The 19,790-nt window shown below is 41.7% G+C and carries 21 protein-coding genes and 3 other annotated features; of the genes, 18 read left to right on the top strand and 3 right to left on the bottom strand.

The window, feature by feature from the left end:
• Window positions 1-108 precede the first annotated feature (108 nt).
• From AC6CHU_RS02575 to AC6CHU_RS02525, 11 genes are all read left to right on the top strand, one after another.
• Window positions 109-513, top strand: coding sequence for a hypothetical protein (locus tag AC6CHU_RS02575; RefSeq protein WP_159863392.1), 405 nt, complete (start codon window positions 109-111; stop codon window positions 511-513).
• A gap of 101 nt (window positions 514-614) precedes the next feature.
• Window positions 615-1,076 (top strand): transcriptional regulator NrdR, encoded by a 462-nt coding sequence (gene nrdR, locus AC6CHU_RS02570; RefSeq protein ID WP_159863391.1) that lies wholly within the window; start codon window positions 615-617, stop codon window positions 1,074-1,076.
• 332 nt (window positions 1,077-1,408) lie between these two features.
• The gene (locus AC6CHU_RS02565) at window positions 1,409-2,839 is read left to right on the top strand and encodes a replication initiation and membrane attachment family protein (RefSeq protein WP_498119951.1); all 1,431 of its coding nucleotides are present in this window, start codon (window positions 1,409-1,411) and stop codon (window positions 2,837-2,839) included.
• Window positions 2,839-3,768 carry a primosomal protein DnaI gene (gene dnaI / locus AC6CHU_RS02560; protein ID WP_498119949.1) on the top strand — a complete coding sequence of 310 codons (930 nt, stop codon included), beginning with the start codon at window positions 2,839-2,841 and terminating at the stop codon, window positions 3,766-3,768. Before AC6CHU_RS02565 ends, dnaI begins: the two co-directional genes overlap by 1 nt.
• Before the next feature lie 447 nt (window positions 3,769-4,215).
• Window positions 4,216-5,100 (top strand): putative sporulation protein YtxC, encoded by an 885-nt coding sequence (gene ytxC / locus AC6CHU_RS02555; RefSeq protein WP_159863388.1) that lies wholly within the window; start codon window positions 4,216-4,218, stop codon window positions 5,098-5,100.
• 48 nt (window positions 5,101-5,148) lie between these two features.
• Window positions 5,149-5,368 (top strand) — a binding site (T-box leader).
• 90 nt (window positions 5,369-5,458) lie between these two features.
• A complete protein-coding gene (gene thrS / locus AC6CHU_RS02550) occupies window positions 5,459-7,390 on the top strand; it encodes a threonine--tRNA ligase (protein WP_251283942.1) in 1,932 nt (643 codons plus the stop codon).
• Window positions 7,391-7,639: 249 nt separating this feature from the next.
• Window positions 7,640-7,763 (top strand) — a sequence feature (ribosomal protein L20 leader region).
• A 176-nt stretch (window positions 7,764-7,939) separates the two neighbouring features.
• Window positions 7,940-8,443: a translation initiation factor IF-3 gene (infC, locus tag AC6CHU_RS02545; protein ID WP_159863386.1), complete on the top strand. Its 504-nt coding sequence runs from the start codon at window positions 7,940-7,942 to the stop codon at window positions 8,441-8,443.
• Window positions 8,444-8,458: 15 nt separating this feature from the next.
• Window positions 8,459-8,659, top strand: coding sequence for a 50S ribosomal protein L35 (gene rpmI, locus AC6CHU_RS02540; protein ID WP_009333215.1), 201 nt, complete (start codon window positions 8,459-8,461; stop codon window positions 8,657-8,659).
• Window positions 8,660-8,685: 26 nt separating this feature from the next.
• Window positions 8,686-9,045, top strand: a complete 360-nt coding sequence (gene rplT, locus AC6CHU_RS02535) for a 50S ribosomal protein L20 (RefSeq protein ID WP_009333214.1) — start codon at window positions 8,686-8,688, stop codon at window positions 9,043-9,045.
• Between the two features lie 117 nt (window positions 9,046-9,162).
• Window positions 9,163-9,435, top strand: coding sequence for a DUF1294 domain-containing protein (locus AC6CHU_RS02530; RefSeq protein WP_159863385.1), 273 nt, complete (start codon window positions 9,163-9,165; stop codon window positions 9,433-9,435).
• Between the two features lie 62 nt (window positions 9,436-9,497).
• Window positions 9,498-10,067: a TVP38/TMEM64 family protein gene (locus tag AC6CHU_RS02525; protein WP_159863384.1), complete on the top strand. Its 570-nt coding sequence runs from the start codon at window positions 9,498-9,500 to the stop codon at window positions 10,065-10,067.
• A gap of 141 nt (window positions 10,068-10,208) precedes the next feature.
• Here AC6CHU_RS02525 and AC6CHU_RS02520 read toward each other — a convergent pair whose 3' ends face one another.
• Entirely contained in the window at window positions 10,209-10,652 is a 444-nt protein-coding gene (locus tag AC6CHU_RS02520) for a sigma-w pathway protein ysdB (RefSeq protein ID WP_251283943.1), read from the bottom strand.
• 110 nt (window positions 10,653-10,762) lie between these two features.
• Between AC6CHU_RS02520 and AC6CHU_RS02515 the strand changes: the two genes are divergently transcribed.
• Entirely contained in the window at window positions 10,763-11,254 is a 492-nt protein-coding gene (locus AC6CHU_RS02515; protein ID WP_159863382.1) for a dUTP diphosphatase, read from the top strand.
• Window positions 11,255-11,361: 107 nt separating this feature from the next.
• The gene (locus tag AC6CHU_RS02510; protein WP_159863454.1) at window positions 11,362-12,447 is read left to right on the top strand and encodes a M42 family metallopeptidase; all 1,086 of its coding nucleotides are present in this window, start codon (window positions 11,362-11,364) and stop codon (window positions 12,445-12,447) included.
• A gap of 37 nt (window positions 12,448-12,484) precedes the next feature.
• Here the strand turns inward: AC6CHU_RS02510 and sspI are convergent, their stop codons facing one another.
• On the bottom strand, window positions 12,485-12,691 hold the full coding sequence (sspI, locus tag AC6CHU_RS02505) for a small acid-soluble spore protein SspI (RefSeq protein ID WP_035330267.1): 207 nt from the start codon (window positions 12,689-12,691) through the stop codon (window positions 12,485-12,487).
• Window positions 12,692-12,831: 140 nt separating this feature from the next.
• On the opposite strand from sspI, the gene AC6CHU_RS02500 reads away from it, so the two are divergent.
• The 3 genes from AC6CHU_RS02500 (at window position 12,832) to pheT (ending at window position 17,547) form a co-directional block, all read left to right on the top strand.
• A complete protein-coding gene (locus AC6CHU_RS02500; protein ID WP_498119945.1) occupies window positions 12,832-13,581 on the top strand; it encodes a TrmH family RNA methyltransferase in 750 nt (249 codons plus the stop codon).
• A 76-nt stretch (window positions 13,582-13,657) separates the two neighbouring features.
• Window positions 13,658-13,931 (top strand) — a binding site (T-box leader).
• Window positions 13,932-13,996: 65 nt separating this feature from the next.
• The gene (gene pheS, locus AC6CHU_RS02495) at window positions 13,997-15,034 is read left to right on the top strand and encodes a phenylalanine--tRNA ligase subunit alpha (protein ID WP_159863380.1); all 1,038 of its coding nucleotides are present in this window, start codon (window positions 13,997-13,999) and stop codon (window positions 15,032-15,034) included.
• A 98-nt stretch (window positions 15,035-15,132) separates the two neighbouring features.
• The gene (gene pheT / locus AC6CHU_RS02490) at window positions 15,133-17,547 is read left to right on the top strand and encodes a phenylalanine--tRNA ligase subunit beta (protein ID WP_159863379.1); all 2,415 of its coding nucleotides are present in this window, start codon (window positions 15,133-15,135) and stop codon (window positions 17,545-17,547) included.
• A 168-nt stretch (window positions 17,548-17,715) separates the two neighbouring features.
• Here the strand turns inward: pheT and rnhC are convergent, their stop codons facing one another.
• Window positions 17,716-18,654: a ribonuclease HIII gene (rnhC, locus tag AC6CHU_RS02485; protein ID WP_498119943.1), complete on the bottom strand. Its 939-nt coding sequence runs from the start codon at window positions 18,652-18,654 to the stop codon at window positions 17,716-17,718.
• A 156-nt stretch (window positions 18,655-18,810) separates the two neighbouring features.
• Here rnhC and zapA point away from each other — a divergent pair, with 156 nt between their 5' ends.
• Together zapA and AC6CHU_RS02475 are read left to right on the top strand one after the other, a co-directional pair.
• Window positions 18,811-19,077, top strand: coding sequence for a cell division protein ZapA (gene zapA / locus AC6CHU_RS02480; protein WP_159863377.1), 267 nt, complete (start codon window positions 18,811-18,813; stop codon window positions 19,075-19,077).
• A 2-nt stretch (window positions 19,078-19,079) separates the two neighbouring features.
• The gene (locus AC6CHU_RS02475; RefSeq protein ID WP_159863376.1) at window positions 19,080-19,622 is read left to right on the top strand and encodes a CvpA family protein; all 543 of its coding nucleotides are present in this window, start codon (window positions 19,080-19,082) and stop codon (window positions 19,620-19,622) included.
• The last annotated feature ends 168 nt before the right edge of the window (window positions 19,623-19,790 follow it).

Here is a 19,790-nt window from a genome sequence, read left to right as displayed (position 1 = left end):
GAGGTGTAATTAATACACCTCTTTTTATTTTGCTTAAAATCCAGTACCTTTAGTATCTTCGTAAAAAATAGTACAATAAAGTTACAAATAATAGACGGAGGAAAGAGAATGTCGATTTTCAGTCAGCTTGCCAGACGCTATAAAAAGCAGTGTGAAACAAATGAAAACCACTCTGATCCTGAGCTTACTACAAGATACTATAGAACCAATACAGCACAAATGCTGCAGACGATTGAAGAGTTATTCAGGGCAGACCATAATGTGAACATTCTCAGCATTTCCAAGGAACACGGCGAAATTGCTGCAGAAATAAAAAAAGACAAATCCGTTTTTGCCATTGTGACAGTCGTGACTGTCAAGCCTTTTGAAACAGCTGTAGATATCAATATTTCAACTGAACAATCCTCACCTGCAGGAGTGCACCCAATTCTTAAGAGAGAGGTTCTTTCGATATATGAAAAATTAAATAAACGGCATGATTTTCTAGGTTCTGCAAGAAATGCAGATAAATAGTTGTACTTGTACTGACAACTCCTTTTTTATAAGATAAGAGTATCAAATAATCTTCGGTAAATAGTTAAAGCCAACTTATAAAAAAATTCGGAGCTGATTGTATGAGATGCCCTTCATGCCAAAACAATAATACCCGTGTTCTTGATTCCCGACCTGTGGATGACAGCCGATCGATCCGCCGAAGAAGAGAATGCGAGAAATGCGGATACCGGTTTACGACTTTTGAGAAAGTGGAAGAAATTCCATTAATCGTTGTGAAAAAAGAAGGTACCAGAGAGGAATTCAGCCGGGAGAAAATTCTGAGAGGCCTTATTAAAGCATGTGAAAAGAGGCCTGTTGCTTTAAAAGATCTCGAGGATATTACCTTTGAAGTGGAGAAAGAACTCCGCAGCAACGGTGTTTCTGAAATAAAAAGTGATGAAATTGGCGAAATGGTCATGGACAGGCTCGCAAAGATTGACGAGGTCGCATATGTCCGGTTCGCATCGGTATACAGGCAATTTAAGGATATCAATGTGTTTATTGATGAACTTAAGGAACTAATTAAAAAAGAACAATCGTAATCTGGACAGTTTTCCCGCTGCACTGATTTTGGATGAAAGCTATTTTTGCAAGACTTGTTGCTTTTGTATGTTTTTCGAGTTGATTGGAGCTGATAGTACCGCCCTAGTAACTCGAAGCGCAGAGGAAGGCTTACTGCCTTCACCGCTGTTCACCGAGCAGCCTGGAGCGGAAATCATCCGGCAGCAATGTTAGGCGAAAAACAGCAAGTTATACGTGTAGAGATTTGATGAAATAGGCTGATGGGCTGAAGGGTTTTCTTTGGCTCTTTTTTTTGCGGGATATGCTTTTAATTGACAGGATAAAAAAATTTAGATAGAAAAAGGTGAACGCCATGGCCCAGCATTGGCAGGAGATGCTTCCAATAGACCGATATACAGTAGCAGCCAGCGGGCTTTTGCATGATTATGACCGGAAAGTGCTGACACTCTTATACCAGCCGCTCATTGGCTCTGTGTGCTTCAGTTTGTATATGACTTTATGGGCCGAACTTGAAGAAAATCGGCTATGGTCATCTTCCAACTCACACCATAGTTTAATGAATTTCATGGGGCTGGGGCTTAAAGATATTTATGAAGCCCGTCTCAAGCTTGAAGGGATAGGACTTTTAAAGGTATATGTGAACAAAGAAGAAGAGACAAGGTCATTTATTTACGAGCTGCTTCCACCGCTGACACCTGAACAATTCTTCCTTGATGGCATGCTCAATATCTATCTTTATAAGAAATTGGGCAAGAATCAATTTATGAGATTGAAGCGCTTCTTCTCAGATCAGAAGGTGCAGCCGGCCATGGGATTTGAGGAAGTAACAAAGGCTTTCCAGGATGTATTCCAATCCGGGCACCCTGGTTCGTTAGATGAAGAAGTGGTGAAGCTGATGAATGAATCGGATGGGGAAGGGTATATTGGAAGGCAGGAGCAGGAGGGCATTCAAATTGGAAATGAAGAGTTTAATTTTGAATTGCTTCAGGCAGGGCTTAATGAATCGCTTGTACCAAAAAAAGCCCTTACAGTTAAAGTAAAGGATTCCATCAGCAATCTTGCCTTTTTATACGGAATCGACCCTATTCAGATGAAAAATATTGTCATCAGCGCCGTAAATGAAGATAATGAGATAAACATTGATGAATTAAGAAAATCTGCGCGGGATTGGTATCAATTCCAAAACCAGGATATGCTTCCATCCCTGATAGACCGGGTTCAGCCTGCCATTCATCATACTCATAAAAAAAAGCCTGAAACACAGGAAGAAGAATTAATTCGTTATTTGGAAATTACCTCACCCAGGCAGCTATTAAAAGATATATCAGGAGGAGCAGAACCTTCGAAGGGCGATCTGCAGATTATAGAAGATGTCATGTTCCAGCAAAAGCTTCTGCCTGGGGTAATTAATGTGCTGATTCAATATGTTATGCTCAAAACAGATATGAAGCTGACGAAAGGGTACGTAGAAAAAATAGCTGGCCACTGGGCGAGAAAGAAGATTAAAACCCCTGAGGCGGCTATTGCATTAGCCAAAAAGGAGCATCGCCAATACCTTGATTGGGCGGAAGGAAAGAAAACTGCAGGCCCAACGGGAAACAAAAGGAAGCCGATCAGAACAGAGATGCTTCCAGACTGGTTTGATGAAAATAGCAGCCCAGCTGCCAAAAAGGAACAGATCCAGCAGCAAAATAGCGAAAAGGAACAGTATGAGCGGGAATTGAAAAAAAGGGAACTTAAGGAGAAATTAAAAAAACTGCGATCACAGGAGGTGACTGATTAATGGAAAAAATTAATGAAACATTACGGCGTCTTGCTGGCAATGAAGGTTTTCAAAGAAGATATGAAATGATGAGGAACCAAACGCTTAATCACCCTGAAGTAAAGGCCTTTCTCCAAAAACATCAGGATGAATTGACATCTGAGATGGTAGAGAAAAGCCTTAGCAAGCTTTTTGAGTACACACAGCAGAGCAAGGAATGCAATAAATGTTCCAGCTTGGAAGGCTGTGTAAATTTCATGCAGGGCTATCATCCAGAACTTGTGATTCAAAGAGGATCGATCGATTTGAAGTATGATAAATGCCCGCGCAAGGTCATGCACGATGAAAAGCGGAGAAATGAAAAATTAATCCAGAGTTTATATGTGCCATCTGATATCCTTCATGCCACTTTTGATTCCATATATGATGATGACGACCGCATTGAGGCTGTGGATAAGGCGGCATCTTTTGTAATGGACTACCAGCCGGGGTCCAAGCAAAAAGGAATTTATTTTTATGGGAAATTCGGTGTGGGCAAGTCATATTTGCTTGGTGCGATTGCCAATAAGCTCGCAAGACGGAAAGTTTCCTCCATGATTGTCTATGTTCCTGAGTTATTCAGGGAATTGAAAAATTCAATTGGAGATCAAACCCTTAACGGTAAGATGGAAACCATTAAAAAAGCACCTGTTTTAATGTTTGACGATATTGGAGCAGAAACCATGTCCAGCTGGACAAGGGATGAGATTTTAGGGCCAATTCTGCAGTTCCGCATGCAGGAAAGCCTCCCAACCTTTTTCACTTCCAACTTCGACCTCCAGGGACTTGAACATCATCTCTCCTACAGCCAGCGCGGTGAGGAAGAGAAAATGAAAGCTAGGAGAATTATGGAGCGAATTAAATACCTAGCTGAACCTGTGCTTGTAGAAGGGCCGAACAGGAGAGTATAATCTGAAAAACTGCCGATAAATCCCTCGGCAGTTTTTTTATTGCTGCTGTTTTCACTACATGTGCGCTTTTTATATTCAAGGCAGTTTTTGTAAAGTTCGTTGCTTTTTCATAACCTAGATTAATTTGCTGAGTTGATCTTCGCTGTGGGCACTTGATCCTCGAGAGTGCTGACGCATTTCCTTCGTGTGGTGTTCATTCGAAGAAGCTTATTCAATGTCCTGCGGGTATTTATGGCACTGAAGCATGGTTCAAAAATGCTCACCGCCCGCTCAGCAAAATGCGAGCATCTGGAGTAAAATCAACGGACAAAATTAAAACGCTAAAAGAAAATTTTATCCCAAAGGAACTTATCATCGTTTAATACACTAAAACACCAAACCCTACTTCTAATTTGGCCAAGTCCGCCATATACATAGAACAGAGATTTGTATAAAGGGGGGATTTGGTTGATCGAAATCATTTTCCAGAGCAGCACAGATGCTCGAAATTTTCATGAGCATCTTTCAGAACAGCTGCAGTCTTTTTGTCAAAGTGATAATAATATTCTTCATTTTGAAGATCAACATATAGTCAGAGTTTCTGCTGAAAATAGCGGCAATATCCTGAATACTGTTAAGACAGCATTTTTTCAATTTATCGTGAACCAAAAGCAGGATGATTGGTTTAAACGGATACTGATGGAGCATTATTATTATGAGGATGAAGGCGAGCAGCAGCAAATTCTAGAAATTATTCACTCTATCCTGGAAGGAAACCGCGAGGATCTTGCTGCGTTTGTCAGTGGCCTGGATGTTAAAGAAAATTTAAAAAGTGCAATTGATCAGTTGTTTCAAGATCATATTTCCTTTTCTTTTGATTCATTCGTAAAATTCCGGATGCGCCCGCTCATGAATGAAATGACCAAATATGTGGAAGTTTCCATCGATGAGTACAAAATGGAACAGGAATATCAGATGTTCATCCATACTTTGAGGGATTTCCTGTCAGGCAGGCAGCCCAAAATCGATACAATCCATGTCTTAATGGATGAAGGTGTTTATTTTTATGATGAGCAATTGCGTGAAATTAAACGCGGAGAGCTCTTAAGAATGATTGACCGCAAGCTATTATCCAATCATCCAGTATATGTGGATTCTGGTACGATTGCACCGCTGCTCTCAATCGCACCTTCAGCTATTTATCTCTATTCAGATGATTTTGACCAGCCTCTGGTCAGAACAATCCGCAATATTTTTGAAGAAAGGCTTCAATTAAGCTCTCTTACTGCTTTTTATCATGATCGAAACACCCATTCTTATGCTGATGATGAAAAATGTAAAAGATACCCTTGATTTTCCTGAAATAACAAACTATAATAACGTACATATTACAATAACCAAGCAAAAGTTGCGATGAGGATAAGGGTATTCTAATACGGTTTAAAGAGAGGGAAGGCAAGGCTGAAACCTTCCTAACACGATTTGAATGCTTACCGCCTCTGAACTCCAGCCAGGAAATGGGCTGGCGGGAAAAGACCGTTATCTTACTACAGAGTCGTTTGTCTTTTTTGAAAACGAGAAGTAGGGTGGAACCGCGTGTTAATAATAACTCGTCCCTTTTTTAGGGACGGGTTTTTTTATTTTTTAAGTGTAAAGCGCAGCAGCATCTGATTCAGATGTCTTGCGTTAACATAAAAAGGGAGGAAATATCATGTCAGAAGTTGTTAAAGTTTCGTTTCCAGATGGGGCTGTAAAGGAGTTTCCAAAGGGAACGACAACAGAAGATATTGCAGCTTCGATCAGCCCGGGCCTGAAGAAAAAGGCGATTGCCGGCAAGCTGGATGGAGAAATGTATGATCTTCGACGTCCAATCGAAAACAATGGTGCGATTGAAATTGTCACAGCGGACTCAAGCGATGCGCTGGAGGTTCTTCGCCATAGCACCGCCCATTTGATGGCTCAGGCGATCAAGCGTTTATATAAAAATGTAAAGCTTGGGGTAGGACCCGTTATTGAAGGCGGATTCTATTATGACATCGATCTGGAAGAATCACTTTCACCAGAAGATCTTTCAGTGATTGAAAAAGAAATGAAAAAGATTATTAATGAAAATCTTGATATTGTTCGCAAAGAAGTCAGCCGCAATGAAGCAGTTCAGATGTACAAGGAAATTGATGATGAATATAAGCTTGAACTGATCGAGGCAATTCCTGAAGATGAAACAGTGACTATTTACGAGCAGGGCGAATTTTTTGACCTCTGCCGCGGTGTCCATGTACCTTCTACTGGCAAATTGAAGGAGTTCAAACTATTAAGCATTGCCGGAGCCTATTGGAGAGGCGACAGTGATAACAAGATGCTTCAGCGTATTTATGGAACAGCTTTCTTCAAGAAAGAGGACCTGGCTGAGCATTTGCGTCTCCTTGAAGAGGCAAAAGAGCGAGACCACCGCAAAATCGGCAAAGAGCTTAACCTGTTCATGAATTCGCAAAAAGTAGGCCAGGGGCTCCCAATGTGGCTTCCAAAAGGGGCAACAATCCGCCGCAATATCGAGCGATACATCGTCGATAAGGAAGAAAGACTGGGCTATGACCATGTGTATACTCCGATCATGGGAAGCGTGGATCTTTATAAAACATCCGGCCACTGGGATCATTATCAGGAAGACATGTTCCCTGTCATGGAGATGGATAACGAACAGCTTGTCCTTCGTCCAATGAACTGCCCGCATCATATGATGATCTATAAGAATGGCATCCACAGCTACCGCGAATTGCCTATCCGTATTGCAGAGCTTGGAACAATGCACCGCTATGAAATGTCAGGAGCCCTATCCGGCCTTCAGCGTGTGCGGGGCATGACTCTGAATGATGCACATATTTTTGTTCGTCCTGACCAGATCAAGGAAGAATTTAAGCGTGTAGTGCATCTAATTCTTGAAGTATATAAAGACTTCGATATCAATGACTACTCATTCCGCCTTTCTTACAGAGATCCTCAGGATACTGAGAAGTACTTTGATGATGATGAAATGTGGGAAAAAGCACAGGCCATGCTTAAAGAAGCGATGGATGAAATCGGCCTCGATTATTTTGAGGCAGAAGGCGAAGCAGCTTTTTATGGTCCTAAATTGGATGTCCAAGTTAAAACTGCGCTTGGCAAGGATGAGACTTTATCAACTGTCCAGCTGGACTTCCTGCTTCCTGAGCGATTTGATCTGACTTATGTAGGGGAAGATGGAAAGCCTCATCGCCCGGTAGTAATCCACCGAGGTGTCGTTTCTACTATGGAGCGTTTTGTAGCATTCCTGATTGAGGAATATAAGGGAGCATTTCCAACTTGGCTTGCACCAGTTCAAGTCCAGGTTATTCCGGTATCCCCTGATATCCACTTTGATTATGCAAAAAAAGTGCAGGAGCAGCTTCAGGCAGAGGGCTTCCGTGTTGAGCTCGATGACCGCAATGAAAAAATCGGGTATAAGATCCGTGAAGCCCAAATGCAAAAAACTCCATATATGCTTGTTGTAGGAGACAACGAAGTAGCTGAAAAAGCTGTCAATGTCCGCAAGTATGGAGAGCAAAAATCTGAAACTGTTTCATTTGAGGACTTCATCTCTGCACTAAAAACTGAAGTAAAACGCTAATAATGAAAAAGGGCTGCACGTGCTGCAGCCCTTTTTATGGTCATTTGTAAATCAAGTAAAACTATAATTTTATGAGCAGGAAGGAAAAAATGAAAAAGTTGGGATTAAATTCATTTCGAAAAAATATTAAAATCATATTGCCAAAAGCAATTAATTTTGTTATGCTTTTCTTCGTTGTGATAAAAGTTATTCGTTTGACACGGAGTCATTCTTTGTGATATAGTTGCTAAGGTAAATTGAATACAGTTTGAGGAAAAGAAGAAGCACCCGCTTCTCACCTGATTGACGCAAAGTGCAGTTGGCAGGTTTTACGTGAACATTTTCTGTTTATATACGTAAGTGTGGGTGTTTTCATCCGCACTTTTTTATTTGGTTAAAAACAGCTCTGATTCCGTCACGGAAGAGAAATGTTGCATAACTTGCGATTCAGCTTTGGTCCGGTGCAGCTGACAGCTTTTAAGTTGTCTGCTAAGCAGGCGCTTGCGCTTTTCTTGACCCAAACGTTGTGTTCGCATTAAACCTTGGAGGTGTCTAGCTATTAGCAAAGATATGTTGTTAAACGAGGGCATTCGCGCCCGCGAAGTCCGTCTTATTGACCAAAACGGCGAGCAGTTAGGGATTAAATCAAAATTCGACGCACTTGAAATTGCTTCTCGTGCCAATCTTGATCTTGTTCTGGTTGCACCGAGTGCGAAGCCTCCTGTAGCCCGTATCATGGACTACGGAAAGTTCAAATTCGAGCAGCAGAAGAAAGAAAAAGAAGCTCGCAAAAACCAGAAGATTATCAGTATTAAAGAAGTTCGTCTTAGCCCGACTATTGAAGAACATGACTTTAATACAAAACTTCGCAATGCTATTAAATTCCTTGAAAAAGGCGATAAAGTAAAAGCATCGATCCGATTTAAAGGACGTGCCATTACGCATAAGGAAATCGGCCAGCGCGTATTAATCCGCTTTGCACAAGCATGCAATGAAGTTGCAACAGTGGAATCACATCCGAAAATGGATGGCCGAAGCATGTTTATGGTCTTAGCACCGAAAAACGACAAGTAAGAGGAGGAATTCCCAATGCCAAAAATGAAAACTCACCGCGGCGCTGCTAAGCGTTTCAAAAGAACAGGTTCTGGTAAACTGAAGCGTTCTCATGCTTACAGAAGCCATATGTTCGCGAACAAATCTCAAAAGCAAAAGCGTAAGCTTCGCAAAGGAACTCTTGTTTCTTCAGGCGATTACAAGCGCATCCGTAACTTATTAGTAAATCTTAAGTAATATCTCGAAATTAGGAGGGAAATAATATGCCACGTGTAAAAGGCGGTACAGTTACTCGCAAACGTCGTAAAAAAGTCATCAAATTAGCTAAAGGTTATTTCGGTTCAAAACATACATTATACAAAGTTGCTAACCAGCAGGTTATGAAATCCCTAATGTATGCTTACCGCGATCGTCGCCAGAAAAAGCGCGACTTCCGCAAACTTTGGGTTACTCGTATTAACGCAGCAGCTCGCATGAACGGTCTTTCTTACAGCCGTTTAATGCACGGTTTAAAGCTTGCTGGCATCGAAGTTAACCGTAAAATGCTTGCTGAATTAGCAATCGCTGACGAAAAAGCATTTGCTGAATTAGCATCAGTTGCAAAGCAGCAGCTTAGCAAGTAATAATTCCTGCAATAGCCATTCCCTAAGGGGATGGCTTTTTATTTTGCTTTTGATGGACAGAAAGCTTCCATTTCATTTAAGCTCAATAGTGACTTAAAACATAAAAGGAGAAAGCTCATGATTAAAACAATAGCTCTTATCTATCTGATCATGAATGTGATTGGTTTCTGCCTGATGCGGCTTGATAAAGAAAAAGCAAAACGGAATGAATTCCGTATAAGCGAGAAGAACCTCTGGATCACAGCCTTCTTGAGCGGGGCAGCGGGAATGACTCTTGGTATGAAGACTTTCAGGCATAAAACGAAGCATGTTCAGTTTAAATGGGGGCTGCCACTTTTGGCGTTGCTTGAGACTGGCTTGCTTTTGTACCTTGTTATTCAATTGTCATAAACAGTCAGCGGCTTCCATAAGCTTTAGAGAACAGCAGGAACGTCATCGGGAGAGGTGAAGGCATGAATGAACAATTGACTTTATTGTTTGCTATGGCAGAGACTGCTGGAATTCTTGCTCCCTTTGCTTTTATCTTTTTTCATATCATCCGGCAGTTTCTATTTATTCCGGTACCGCTTGTCTGCATAACCGGTGGAGTTCTCTTTGGCAGTTTTTTTGGCTCTGTTTTCTCGCTTGCAGGGTTAATGATCAGCAGTATTCTTTTTTATTTTCTAATCACCAAAATGCCGGGGACACATGAAAAACTCTCTTTATTAAAAAAGCGGTGGTTTGGAGAGTATCGGAATTTAACTGTCGGCCAGGTTGCAGTATTAAGGCTTATCCCTTTTATTCATTATCATTTATTGAGTTTTTGTCTGATGGAGAGAAATAAGGGGTTCAATCAATATCTGAAAAATTCATGGATCACCAATTTGCCGCTGGCTGTTTTTTATACCGTTTTTGGAGAGTTCATCAGCAGATTTACGCCTTCTATGATTGTTCTGATTTTGCTGTCACTTTCTGTTTTAGTTTTTGTATTGAGGGAGAAGGTGACGGTTATAAAATGGAAGGAATTCTTCAAAGCAGCATAAAAAAACGTTCGGAGCTGCCGAACGTTTTTTTAGAGAGGGTGTTTTGTAAATTCTGTTGCTTTTCGTAACTTGACTTAATTTACTGAGTTGATTTTCGCTGCAATCAACGGACAAAAACAACAAGCTTTTAGAAAAGAGCCTTTAGAGATGATCTTTAATTTCCTCGCCTGGAGAAGCTGTTTTATGCATGAACTCCTTAACAGGGCTTTTCCAGTCTATTTTTGCAGTAGGATATGTCTCGGTTATCTTTTTTTCAATAAAAAGAAAATCCTCCCTTACCATCCCCTTAAGGGCCGATAAATTGTGCGGCCAGATAAATATAGAGACCACATCAAAAGAATTGTCAGTCGTTCCCAGGTACTTTTCGCCTTCAAATAAAACCCCTTTATACGTAATCAGGAAGTTCTTCCTGACATTTTCCTGATCATCCCAAAAATAATATCGTTTCTGTTCGTGGGCAAGTTCCAGCTTTCTCTTGGAATTCAAAAGGTATTTTACCGCGGTGTATATGAGAAAAAGAATCAGTGCAAACAATAGCATTCTAAGGAGCCACATAATAACCAGCCCTCCATTATTATTTTCCATACTATACGGATGAGCTTTAAAAAAGTTTCAACTTTTTTTCGATTTGTTATAATTTTTTTTGATGAGATTTATAATGAAGTTAATCTTTAAATATTATAGGATGGTGGAAAATGAATTATCAGCAATTGTTCCAAATGCAAAAAGGGCTGGACAGGCATATAGAATCAAACCATGGTTTAGAGGAAGAAGATTTATTTGACCGTAAGATACTGGCGCTGCTTGTTGAATTGGGGGAGCTTGCAAATGAGACAAGATGCTTTAAGTTTTGGAGCCTTAAGCCTTCCTCCCCTCAGGAAACAGTATTGGAAGAGTTTGTAGACGGTATACATTTCATTTTATCAATTGGAATTGAATGTGGATTTGATGGGGAAAAGGACTTTGCTGTTCCGGTGGAAAAGGCGGTTTCATTGAATGGCCAGTTCTTATCGGTTTATGAAGCGATTGGAAAGTTTCGGACTAGCCGTTCTTTAACGGATTATAAAGAGCTTATCGCAGTTTACTTGCATTTGGGAGAAATGCTTGGATTTAACTCTTCTCATATAGAAAAAGCATATATAGACAAGAATGAAGTAAATTATAAAAGGCAGGCTGAAGGATACTGATTATTTCTTCCGCCTTCCGCCTTAGGGAATATCCGTCTGATAATTCTTTATATTGAATCGGATGTTCGGTATAATATGTTTAAATAAATATTAAGGGAGTCGAAATGATGGCTAAATTAGATGAAACGTTAACGATGCTCAAAGACTTAACAGATGCAAAAGGGATTCCGGGAAATGAGCGCGAACCGCGCGAGGTTATGAAAAAATACATAACAGCCTATGCTGATGAAGTGACAACAGATGGATTAGGAAGCCTGATTGCAAAAAAAATGGGCAAAGAAGGCGGCCCTAAAATCATGGTGGCCGGCCACTTGGATGAAGTTGGATTTATGGTAACAAGCATTGATGATAAAGGTTTCATCCGCTTCCAGACGGTTGGCGGCTGGTGGTCGCAGGTTATGCTGGCACAGCGGGTGACGATTGTAACATCGAAAGGAGATGTTACCGGAGTAATTGGCTCAAAGCCGCCGCATATCTTATCACCGGAGGCTCGCAAAAAGCCTGTTGAAATTAAAGATATGTTCATTGATATTGGTGCTTCAAGCCGTGAAGAGGCGAAAGAATGGGGAGTAAAGCCTGGTGACATGGTGGTTCCATATTTTGAGTTTACGGTGATGAATAATGAAAAAATGCTTTTGGCAAAAGCCTGGGATAATCGCATTGGCTGCGCAATTGCAATAGATGTGCTTAAGCAATTGAAAGATGCAGAACATCCGAATGAAGTTTATGGTGTGGGAACCGTTCAGGAAGAGGTTGGTCTTCGCGGAGCCCGTACTTCTGCACAAAAAATCGCACCGGATATCGCATTTGGTGTAGATGTGGGAATTGCAGGCGACACACCTGGGATCTCTGAAAAAGAAGCCATGAGTAAAATGGGTAAAGGGCCGCAAATCATCCTTTATGACGCATCAATGGTTTCTCATAAAGGCCTGCGTGACCTTGTAACAGACACGGCAGATGAACTGAATATCCCTTATCAATTTGATGCCATTGCTGGCGGAGGAACAGATTCAGGAGCCATTCATGTTTCACATAATGGAGTACCATCTCTTTCCATCACGATTGCAACACGGTATATCCATTCCCATGCAGCCATGCTTCACCGCGATGACTATGAAAATGCTGTAAAGCTGATCGTTGAAGTGATTAAGAAGCTGGACAGGGAAACAGTTGATAAGATTACATTTGAATAAAATAAAAAAACTCCGGGCTTTTCCGGAGTTCTTCATTTTATTTAAGACTGCTCTCCAAGGTTTGAAGCATTTCAAGCTTGTCTTCTTCAGAGGAGTTTTTCCAAATTACCTCAAATAAAACACCCAAGCCAGGCAGCATTTTTTCTTCCCCATTTTGAATGGCATCCACGATTGTATCTTTCAATTCATCTTGAGAGTTGCCTGATACATTGTGTAAAATGGCATTGCGCAGGTTTAAATTCACCTTGATGCACTCCTTCCAGATTTAATTCGTTATTATCTTCTCTAATTTTGCTTTTATTATGTATTTCTAATAGGCTATAATGAAAAAACTGCACAGAAAAATTCCGGTAGTTCCGGATTTCTTTTAAAGGAGAGACGTTGTTGAAGCACATACAGTCTGCAAAAAACCAAAAAGTTAAAGAATGGAAAAAACTTCTGTCCAGGAAAGAGCGTGACAAAACAGAAACCTTTTTAGTTGAAGGATTCCATCTGGTGGAAGAAGCACTTAATGCCAATAAAATAACAGAAATAATTATTAGTGAGAATAAAGACATGCCTCCCGTATGGGATTATGGAGACATCCCTGTGACGATGGTAACAGATGAAATCATCGGGCTGCTGGCGGATACGGAAACACCGCAGGGGATCTTTGCAGTATGTCATCAGGAACCGTCCACTGGGGAAGTAAATGGAAAACGGTTTTTATTAATTGATGCCGTACAGGATCCCGGCAATCTGGGGACAATGATCAGGACGGCTGATGCTGCTGGTATCGATGCTGTTATTATAGGTGAAGGCAGCGTAGACGCCTATAATCCAAAGGTGCTCCGCTCTGCACAGGGGAGTCACTTTCATCTGCCGGTTTTAAGAGGAAACCTGTCTGACTGGGTCGGCAGACTTTCAGACATAAATGTTCCAGTCTATGGAACCGCGCTGGAAAATGCCCGTGAATACACACAATATGAAGCCTCTGATTCCTTCGCCCTGCTGGTTGGAAATGAAGGGAACGGGGTGAACAAAGATCTTCTGGCTAAAACAGCAGCAAACCTGTATATACCGATTTTCGGAGAAAGCGAATCGCTTAATGTGGCGGTGGCTGCCGGAATTCTTCTGTATCATCTAAGAAAGTAGAAAATGGGCTGCTATTTTTTGAAAACCGTTTGAAACAGTCTCGAGAATATAATATAATTAACAGCAAAATTATAAAAACAAAACGATGACGGAGACCAGTACCTTGCAGTAAGCCTTACCAGGGAGAAAATGCCTAAGACTGAAAGCATTTTTAAAGGAAATGCAAGAGAAACTTCACCTCCTGAGTTGGCATCGGGACCATTGAAAAGCTATGGCTTCACTAAACGGGCCACTTCCGCTTTTCGATGTAAAGATGTACCGGCATCAGCCGTTATCCCAATGAAGTGAACACGTGCATGAAGTACATATATGTGTTAAAAAGGGTGGTACCGCGAAACCTCGTCCCTTTATGGGGATAGAGGTTTTTTATTTTGGCCAAAAAAGTAAAAGGATTAATTTCAAGGAGGATTTTTTGATGCAAGAGCGTTTAAAAGAACTGCAAACAGAAGCGTTAGAAAAGATCAGCGCGGCAGCTGAATTGAAAGAGCTAAATGATATTCGAGTATCCTATTTAGGTAAAAAAGGCCCAATTACTGAAGTTCTTAAAGGAATGGGTAAATTGTCTGCGGAAGAGCGTCCAAAAATGGGGGCCCTTGCAAATGAAGTAAGAGACAGCATTGCTGCCGGGATTGAGGAAAAGCAAAAACATCTGGAGGAAGCAGCTGTTCAGGAAAAACTGGCTGCAGAAAAAATTGATGTCACTCTTCCAGGAAGACCTGTTAAATCAGGTAATCACCACCCGCTGACACGCATTATCGAAGAAATTGAAGACATGTTCATTGGAATGGGCTATACAGTAGCTGAAGGCCCTGAAGTTGAAAAGGATTACTATAATTTTGAAGCATTGAATCTTCCTAAAGGCCATCCTGCGCGGGATATGCAGGATTCCTTCTATATTACAGAAGACATTCTCCTTCGTACCCATACTTCACCGGTACAGGCAAGAACAATGGAGAAGCATGAAGGCAAAGGGCCAGTTAAAATCATCTGTCCAGGTAAAGTATACCGACGTGATAATGACGATGCTACACACTCCCACCAGTTCATGCAAATAGAGGGGCTTGTGGTAGATGAAAACATCCGAATGACTGATTTAAAGGGAACATTGGAGGTTTTTGCGAAGAAAATGTTCGGTGATGACAGGGAAATCCGCCTTCGCCCAAGCTTCTTCCCATTTACAGAGCCATCAGTGGAAATGGATATTTCCTGTAAAATCTGCGGCGGAAAAGGCTGCAGTGTATGTAAAGGGACCGGCTGGATTGAAATTCTTGGTGCCGGGATGGTACATCCAAATGTTCTTGAGATGGCGGGCTTCGACTCTAAGAAATATACAGGCTTCGCATTCGGAATGGGTCCTGAGCGAATTGCCATGCTGAAGTATGGTGTAGATGATATTCGCCACTTCTATACAAATGATGTGCGTTTCTTGAAGCAATTTTCAATTCATGAATAAAAGCTGTCAGCAAGGCTGTTCTTTAACCTTTATGGCAGAATGGCTTATGGCCTGGAGGGGTTAGGAGCCGGCTGGACAATTATTAAGGAGGATCACAAATGTTCGTTTCATATAAATGGCTGCAGGAATATGTTGATTTATCAGGAGTTACACCTGAAGATCTTGCAGAAAAGATTACGAAGAGCGGTATTGAAGTTGAAGGTGTAGAGGTTTTAAATGAAGGCATCAAAGGTGTGGTTGTAGGGCATGTCCTTGAAAGGGAACAGCACCCTAATGCTGATAAACTGAATAAATGTTTAGTTGATACTGGGGCTGGTGAGCCTGTACAAATCATTTGCGGTGCCCCGAATGTGGATAAGGGACAGAAAGTGGCCGTGGCTACAGTAGGAGCTGTGCTTCCAGGCAATTTTAAAATAAAGCGTGCCAAGCTTCGCGGCGAGGAATCGAATGGAATGATCTGTTCGCTGCAAGAGCTCGGCATTGAAAGCAAGCTGATTGCAAAGGAATACTCTGAAGGCATTTATGTTTTTCCTAATGATACAGAGGTTGGCCAGGATGCCCTTGAGCAGCTTAATCGTGATGATCAGATTCTGGAGCTTGGATTGACACCAAACCGTTCAGATTGCTTAAGCATGCTGGGTGTTGCTTATGAAGTAGCGGCTATCTTAGGAAGGGAAGTAAAGCTTCCTGAGCCGCAGGCTGAGACCACTTCTGAACGTGCTTCTGATTACATTGACGTTCAGGTGGACGCAAAAGAAGATAATCCTCTTTACGTTGCAAAGGTTGTAAAAAATGTAAAGATTGGCCCATCTCCTGTATGGATGCAGGCCCGTTTGATGGCAGCAGGCATTCGTCCTCACAATAATGTGGTGGATATCACAAACTATATTTTACTTGAATACGGCCAGCCTCTTCACGCTTTCGATTATGACCGGCTGGGATCGAAGCAAATTCTTGTCCGCAGAGCAAATGGTGGCGAAGTGATTGTCACTCTTGATGATGCAAAGCGTGAGTTAACAACAGACCATCTTTTGATAACAAATGGGACAGAGCCAATTGCACTTGCCGGTGTGATGGGGGGAGCAAATTCTGAAGTGCAGTCTGATACGAAAAATGTGATTATCGAATCAGCTTATTTTAAAGGTGCAACGGTAAGAAAAGCATCAAAAGACCATGGATTAAGAAGTGAAGCGAGTGCCCGCTTTGAAAAAGGGGTGGATCCAAACAGAGTGAAAGCTGCTGCAGAAAGAGCTGTTCAGCTGCTTTCGCAATATGCAGGCGGGGAAGTGCTTGAAGGTTCAGTGGAAGCAGATGCACTGCAAGTGGAGCCAGCGGTGGTGTCTGTAACGCTTGAAAAAATAAACCGCGTTCTAGGCACGGAATTATCTATGAATGAAGTAGAGGCTATTTTTGCCCGCCTTCAATTTGAAACAAATACTGATAACGATACGATTACCGTTACAGTTCCAACACGAAGAGGCGACATCACGATTGAAGAAGACCTGATTGAAGAAGTTGGCCGCCTATTTGGCTACGATAACCTGGCATCAACTTTACCGGTTGGATCGTCTACACCAGGGCATCTTACCCAATACCAGAACAAACGCAGATTGGTCCGCCGCTACCTTGAAGGTGCGGGACTTTATCAGGCAGTAACATATTCCTTAACAAGTGAAGCAAAAGCGACTCAGTATGCACTGGAAGAGCGCAAACCCGTGCAGCTGGCAATGCCTATGAGTGAGGATCGCCGCCTCCTTCGTTTGAGCATTGTTCCCCAGCTTCTGGAGGTATTAAAATATAACTCTGCACGCCAGAACGACAGCCTGGCTGTTTATGAAACAGGAGCAGTGTTCCTTTCAAATGGGGAAGAGGAACTGCCTGAAGAGCGTGAGCATCTTGCCGGTGCGGTTACTGGCCTATGGCACAGCCATCCATGGCAGGGAGAAAAGAAGCCGGTTGATTTTTATACTGTTAAAGGAATTCTCGAGGGATTATTTGATAAGCTGGGAGTTTTAGATAAAGTTGAATTCCGCCAGGCACAGAAGGATGGAATGCATCCTGGCAGAACAGCAGAAGTATTGCTTACAGGGGAGTCAGTGGGATTTGTCGGACAAATCCATCCGACTGTCGAAAAAGAGCTTGATCTGAAAGAAACATATGCATTTGAGCTTTCATTAAAAGCCATTCTGGAGGAAGAAGTTTCACCATTGCAGTATGAAGCTATTCCTCGTTTCCCATCAATTACAAGGGATATTGCACTTGTAGCAGATCAGGAAACAGCTGCGGGTCAGCTTAAAGACATTATTAAAGAAGCTGGCGGCAAATTATTGAAAGACGTGCATGTTTTTGATCTGTACGAAGGCGAAAGGATGGAGCCAGGCAAAAAATCGCTGGCTTTCTCCCTAAAATACTTCGACCCTGAACGTACTCTTACCGATGAAGATGTAACAAAAGCGCATGACAAAGTATTGGAAGCTGTGAAGGAAAAAGCCGGAGCAGTATTGAGAGGATAAAAATGAGGAGAAGGCAGTCCCGGGGCTGCCTTCTCTTTGTTTGGCCGGTAAATAAACAAAAATGGCCGGTAACAACGGATTATTGGAAGATAAATACATATTCATAAGGATTAAACTCTTTTAAACAGTAAAAAAGCAGCCAATTTTCCCCAATTGGCTGCTTTATTATCATTTATACTTCCTGTTATAAAGTTTCATTGCCTTTTCAGTATTTGCAAAGTGCAGTTTTACAAAAAGAGGCAATGCCTCACGCCCTTTTTCCCTGATAAGCCTGGCAGCTGCCTCATCAACCTTCGGGCCAGCGCCTTTAGTGAGCCTGAAACCTGCTTTTGTGCTTAGGTTTTCAAAGTGGCGCACAAACGCATAGCGTGCCAGAATGGATGCTGCTGCAACTGCCAGATGGATTCCTTCAGCTTTTGTGCTGAAAAAGACCCGCTCCCTTTGTATGGTCTTCTGGTTTTTCAAATAATTGTAGTAAATCTCTTCTTTGGCAAATTGATCAATCAGAATGGCTTCAGGCTTTTCAGGAGAAATTTTACCTAAAACATGCCCAATGGCCTGATTGTGCAGCAATGCTTTGATTTTACCCTGTGACATCCCTGCTTGCTGAAGCTTATTGTATTTTTCATTATGCAATGTTAACAGGCTGTGGGGAACGATATTTTTAATCTGTTTTGCAATTTCAATGATTCTTTCATCCCCCAGATTTTTTGAATCCTTCACACCAAGCTCCTTCAGCAAAGGGATTTGATCTTTTTTCACATAAGCTGCAACCACTGTAATGGGGCCAAAATAATCCCCGGTACCTACTTCATCGGAACCTATGACAGAAAGGGAACTTATATTTTCGGGAAGACCGGCAGCAGTGGGGCTGGTTTTCTTGCTGGGCTGTCGACTGCGTGAGGTATCTCCCCATTTTTTAGCCTCAGCTTCACATCCGCTTCCTTGGAAGAGAACCTTGCCTGAGTTATAGGCAGTGATCGAACATCCTGGAACTTTTGCAGCAAAAACACTTCCTGGAGGCTGCTTATCATTTAGGCTGCCAGAATAATGATCCTTCATTTTAGCGATTTCACTTGTTTTTTTTAAGAGTACTACCTGGCTCATATTCATTCTCCTCATCGTAGTGTATTGTTGGTTTTGTTTCCTCTATTTGGAATCGATTTACATTAACTGAGCTATTCTGACATGCTTTGGCTTCCCACCAATATGTGTTCATGTTATGATATTGATTAGGATTCTTTAAAGAAGGGGGCATGGACGTTGTCAGAGATACAAAGAAACCGAACAAGTGTAGATATTTATGGACAGCAGTATGTAATAGTTGGCACAGAAAGCTCCAGCCATGTTCGCCTTGTCGCTTCGCTGGTTGACGATAAAATGCGTGAGATCAGTTCGAAGAATCCATCACTCGACATTAGTAAGTTAGCCGTGCTAACCGCAGTCAATGCTGTTAATGATTATATAAAGCTAACAGACCGTCTGGAACGGCTGGAAAACGAATTAAATAGAGTAAAGGACGGAAAGTAGTCATGCTGGATCTTGCAATTATTATTATTTTGGTTTTTGGTTTTTTAATAGGCCTGAAAAGAGGATTTATCCTGCAATTAATTCATTTGACCGGATTCATTATTGCTTTCATTGTAGCCCGTATGTATTACAGTGAGCTGGCGCCTAAGCTGACCTTATGGGTTCCATATCCAAGCTTTAGCAGTGACTCGGCGATAAAGACGTTATTTGAGAATGCAGATCTTGAAGATGCTTACTATCGCGCCATTGCATTTGTCGTGATTTTTTTTGCCGTAAAAATATTACTGCAGATTATTGGAAGCATGCTCGATTTTGTTGCCCATCTTCCGGTACTAAAACAGCTGAATGTTTGGGCTGGAGGAATTCTCGGATTTATCGAAGTCTATCTTATCATGTTTATTGTATTATACATAGCAGCACTCGTTCCAATCGAAGTCCTGCAGGGACCGATCAATAATTCCTTTATGGCAGAATTAATGGTTAAGAACACGCCTGTTCTCTCTAACCAGTTCAAAGAAATGTGGGTTGAATATATAGGTGCGTAACTTCTCTATCTTAGAGAAGTTTTCTTTTTGAAAGACAGTTTAAAAGCTTTGCGGATATTAAATCTTTATACCAGTGATTTCACTTAGTGGGGTGAAGGAGCTGCGGACATGCAGGGGAAGACGAGGAGTCCTGGGAGCTCTGTGTTTTTTGCGGATAGCCGTATAATG

It is taken from the genome of Cytobacillus sp. GQ23 (assembly GCF_059758675.1).
Note: the sequence above shows the minus strand (reverse complement) of the source record. Positions and strands in the feature narration are given on the sequence as shown.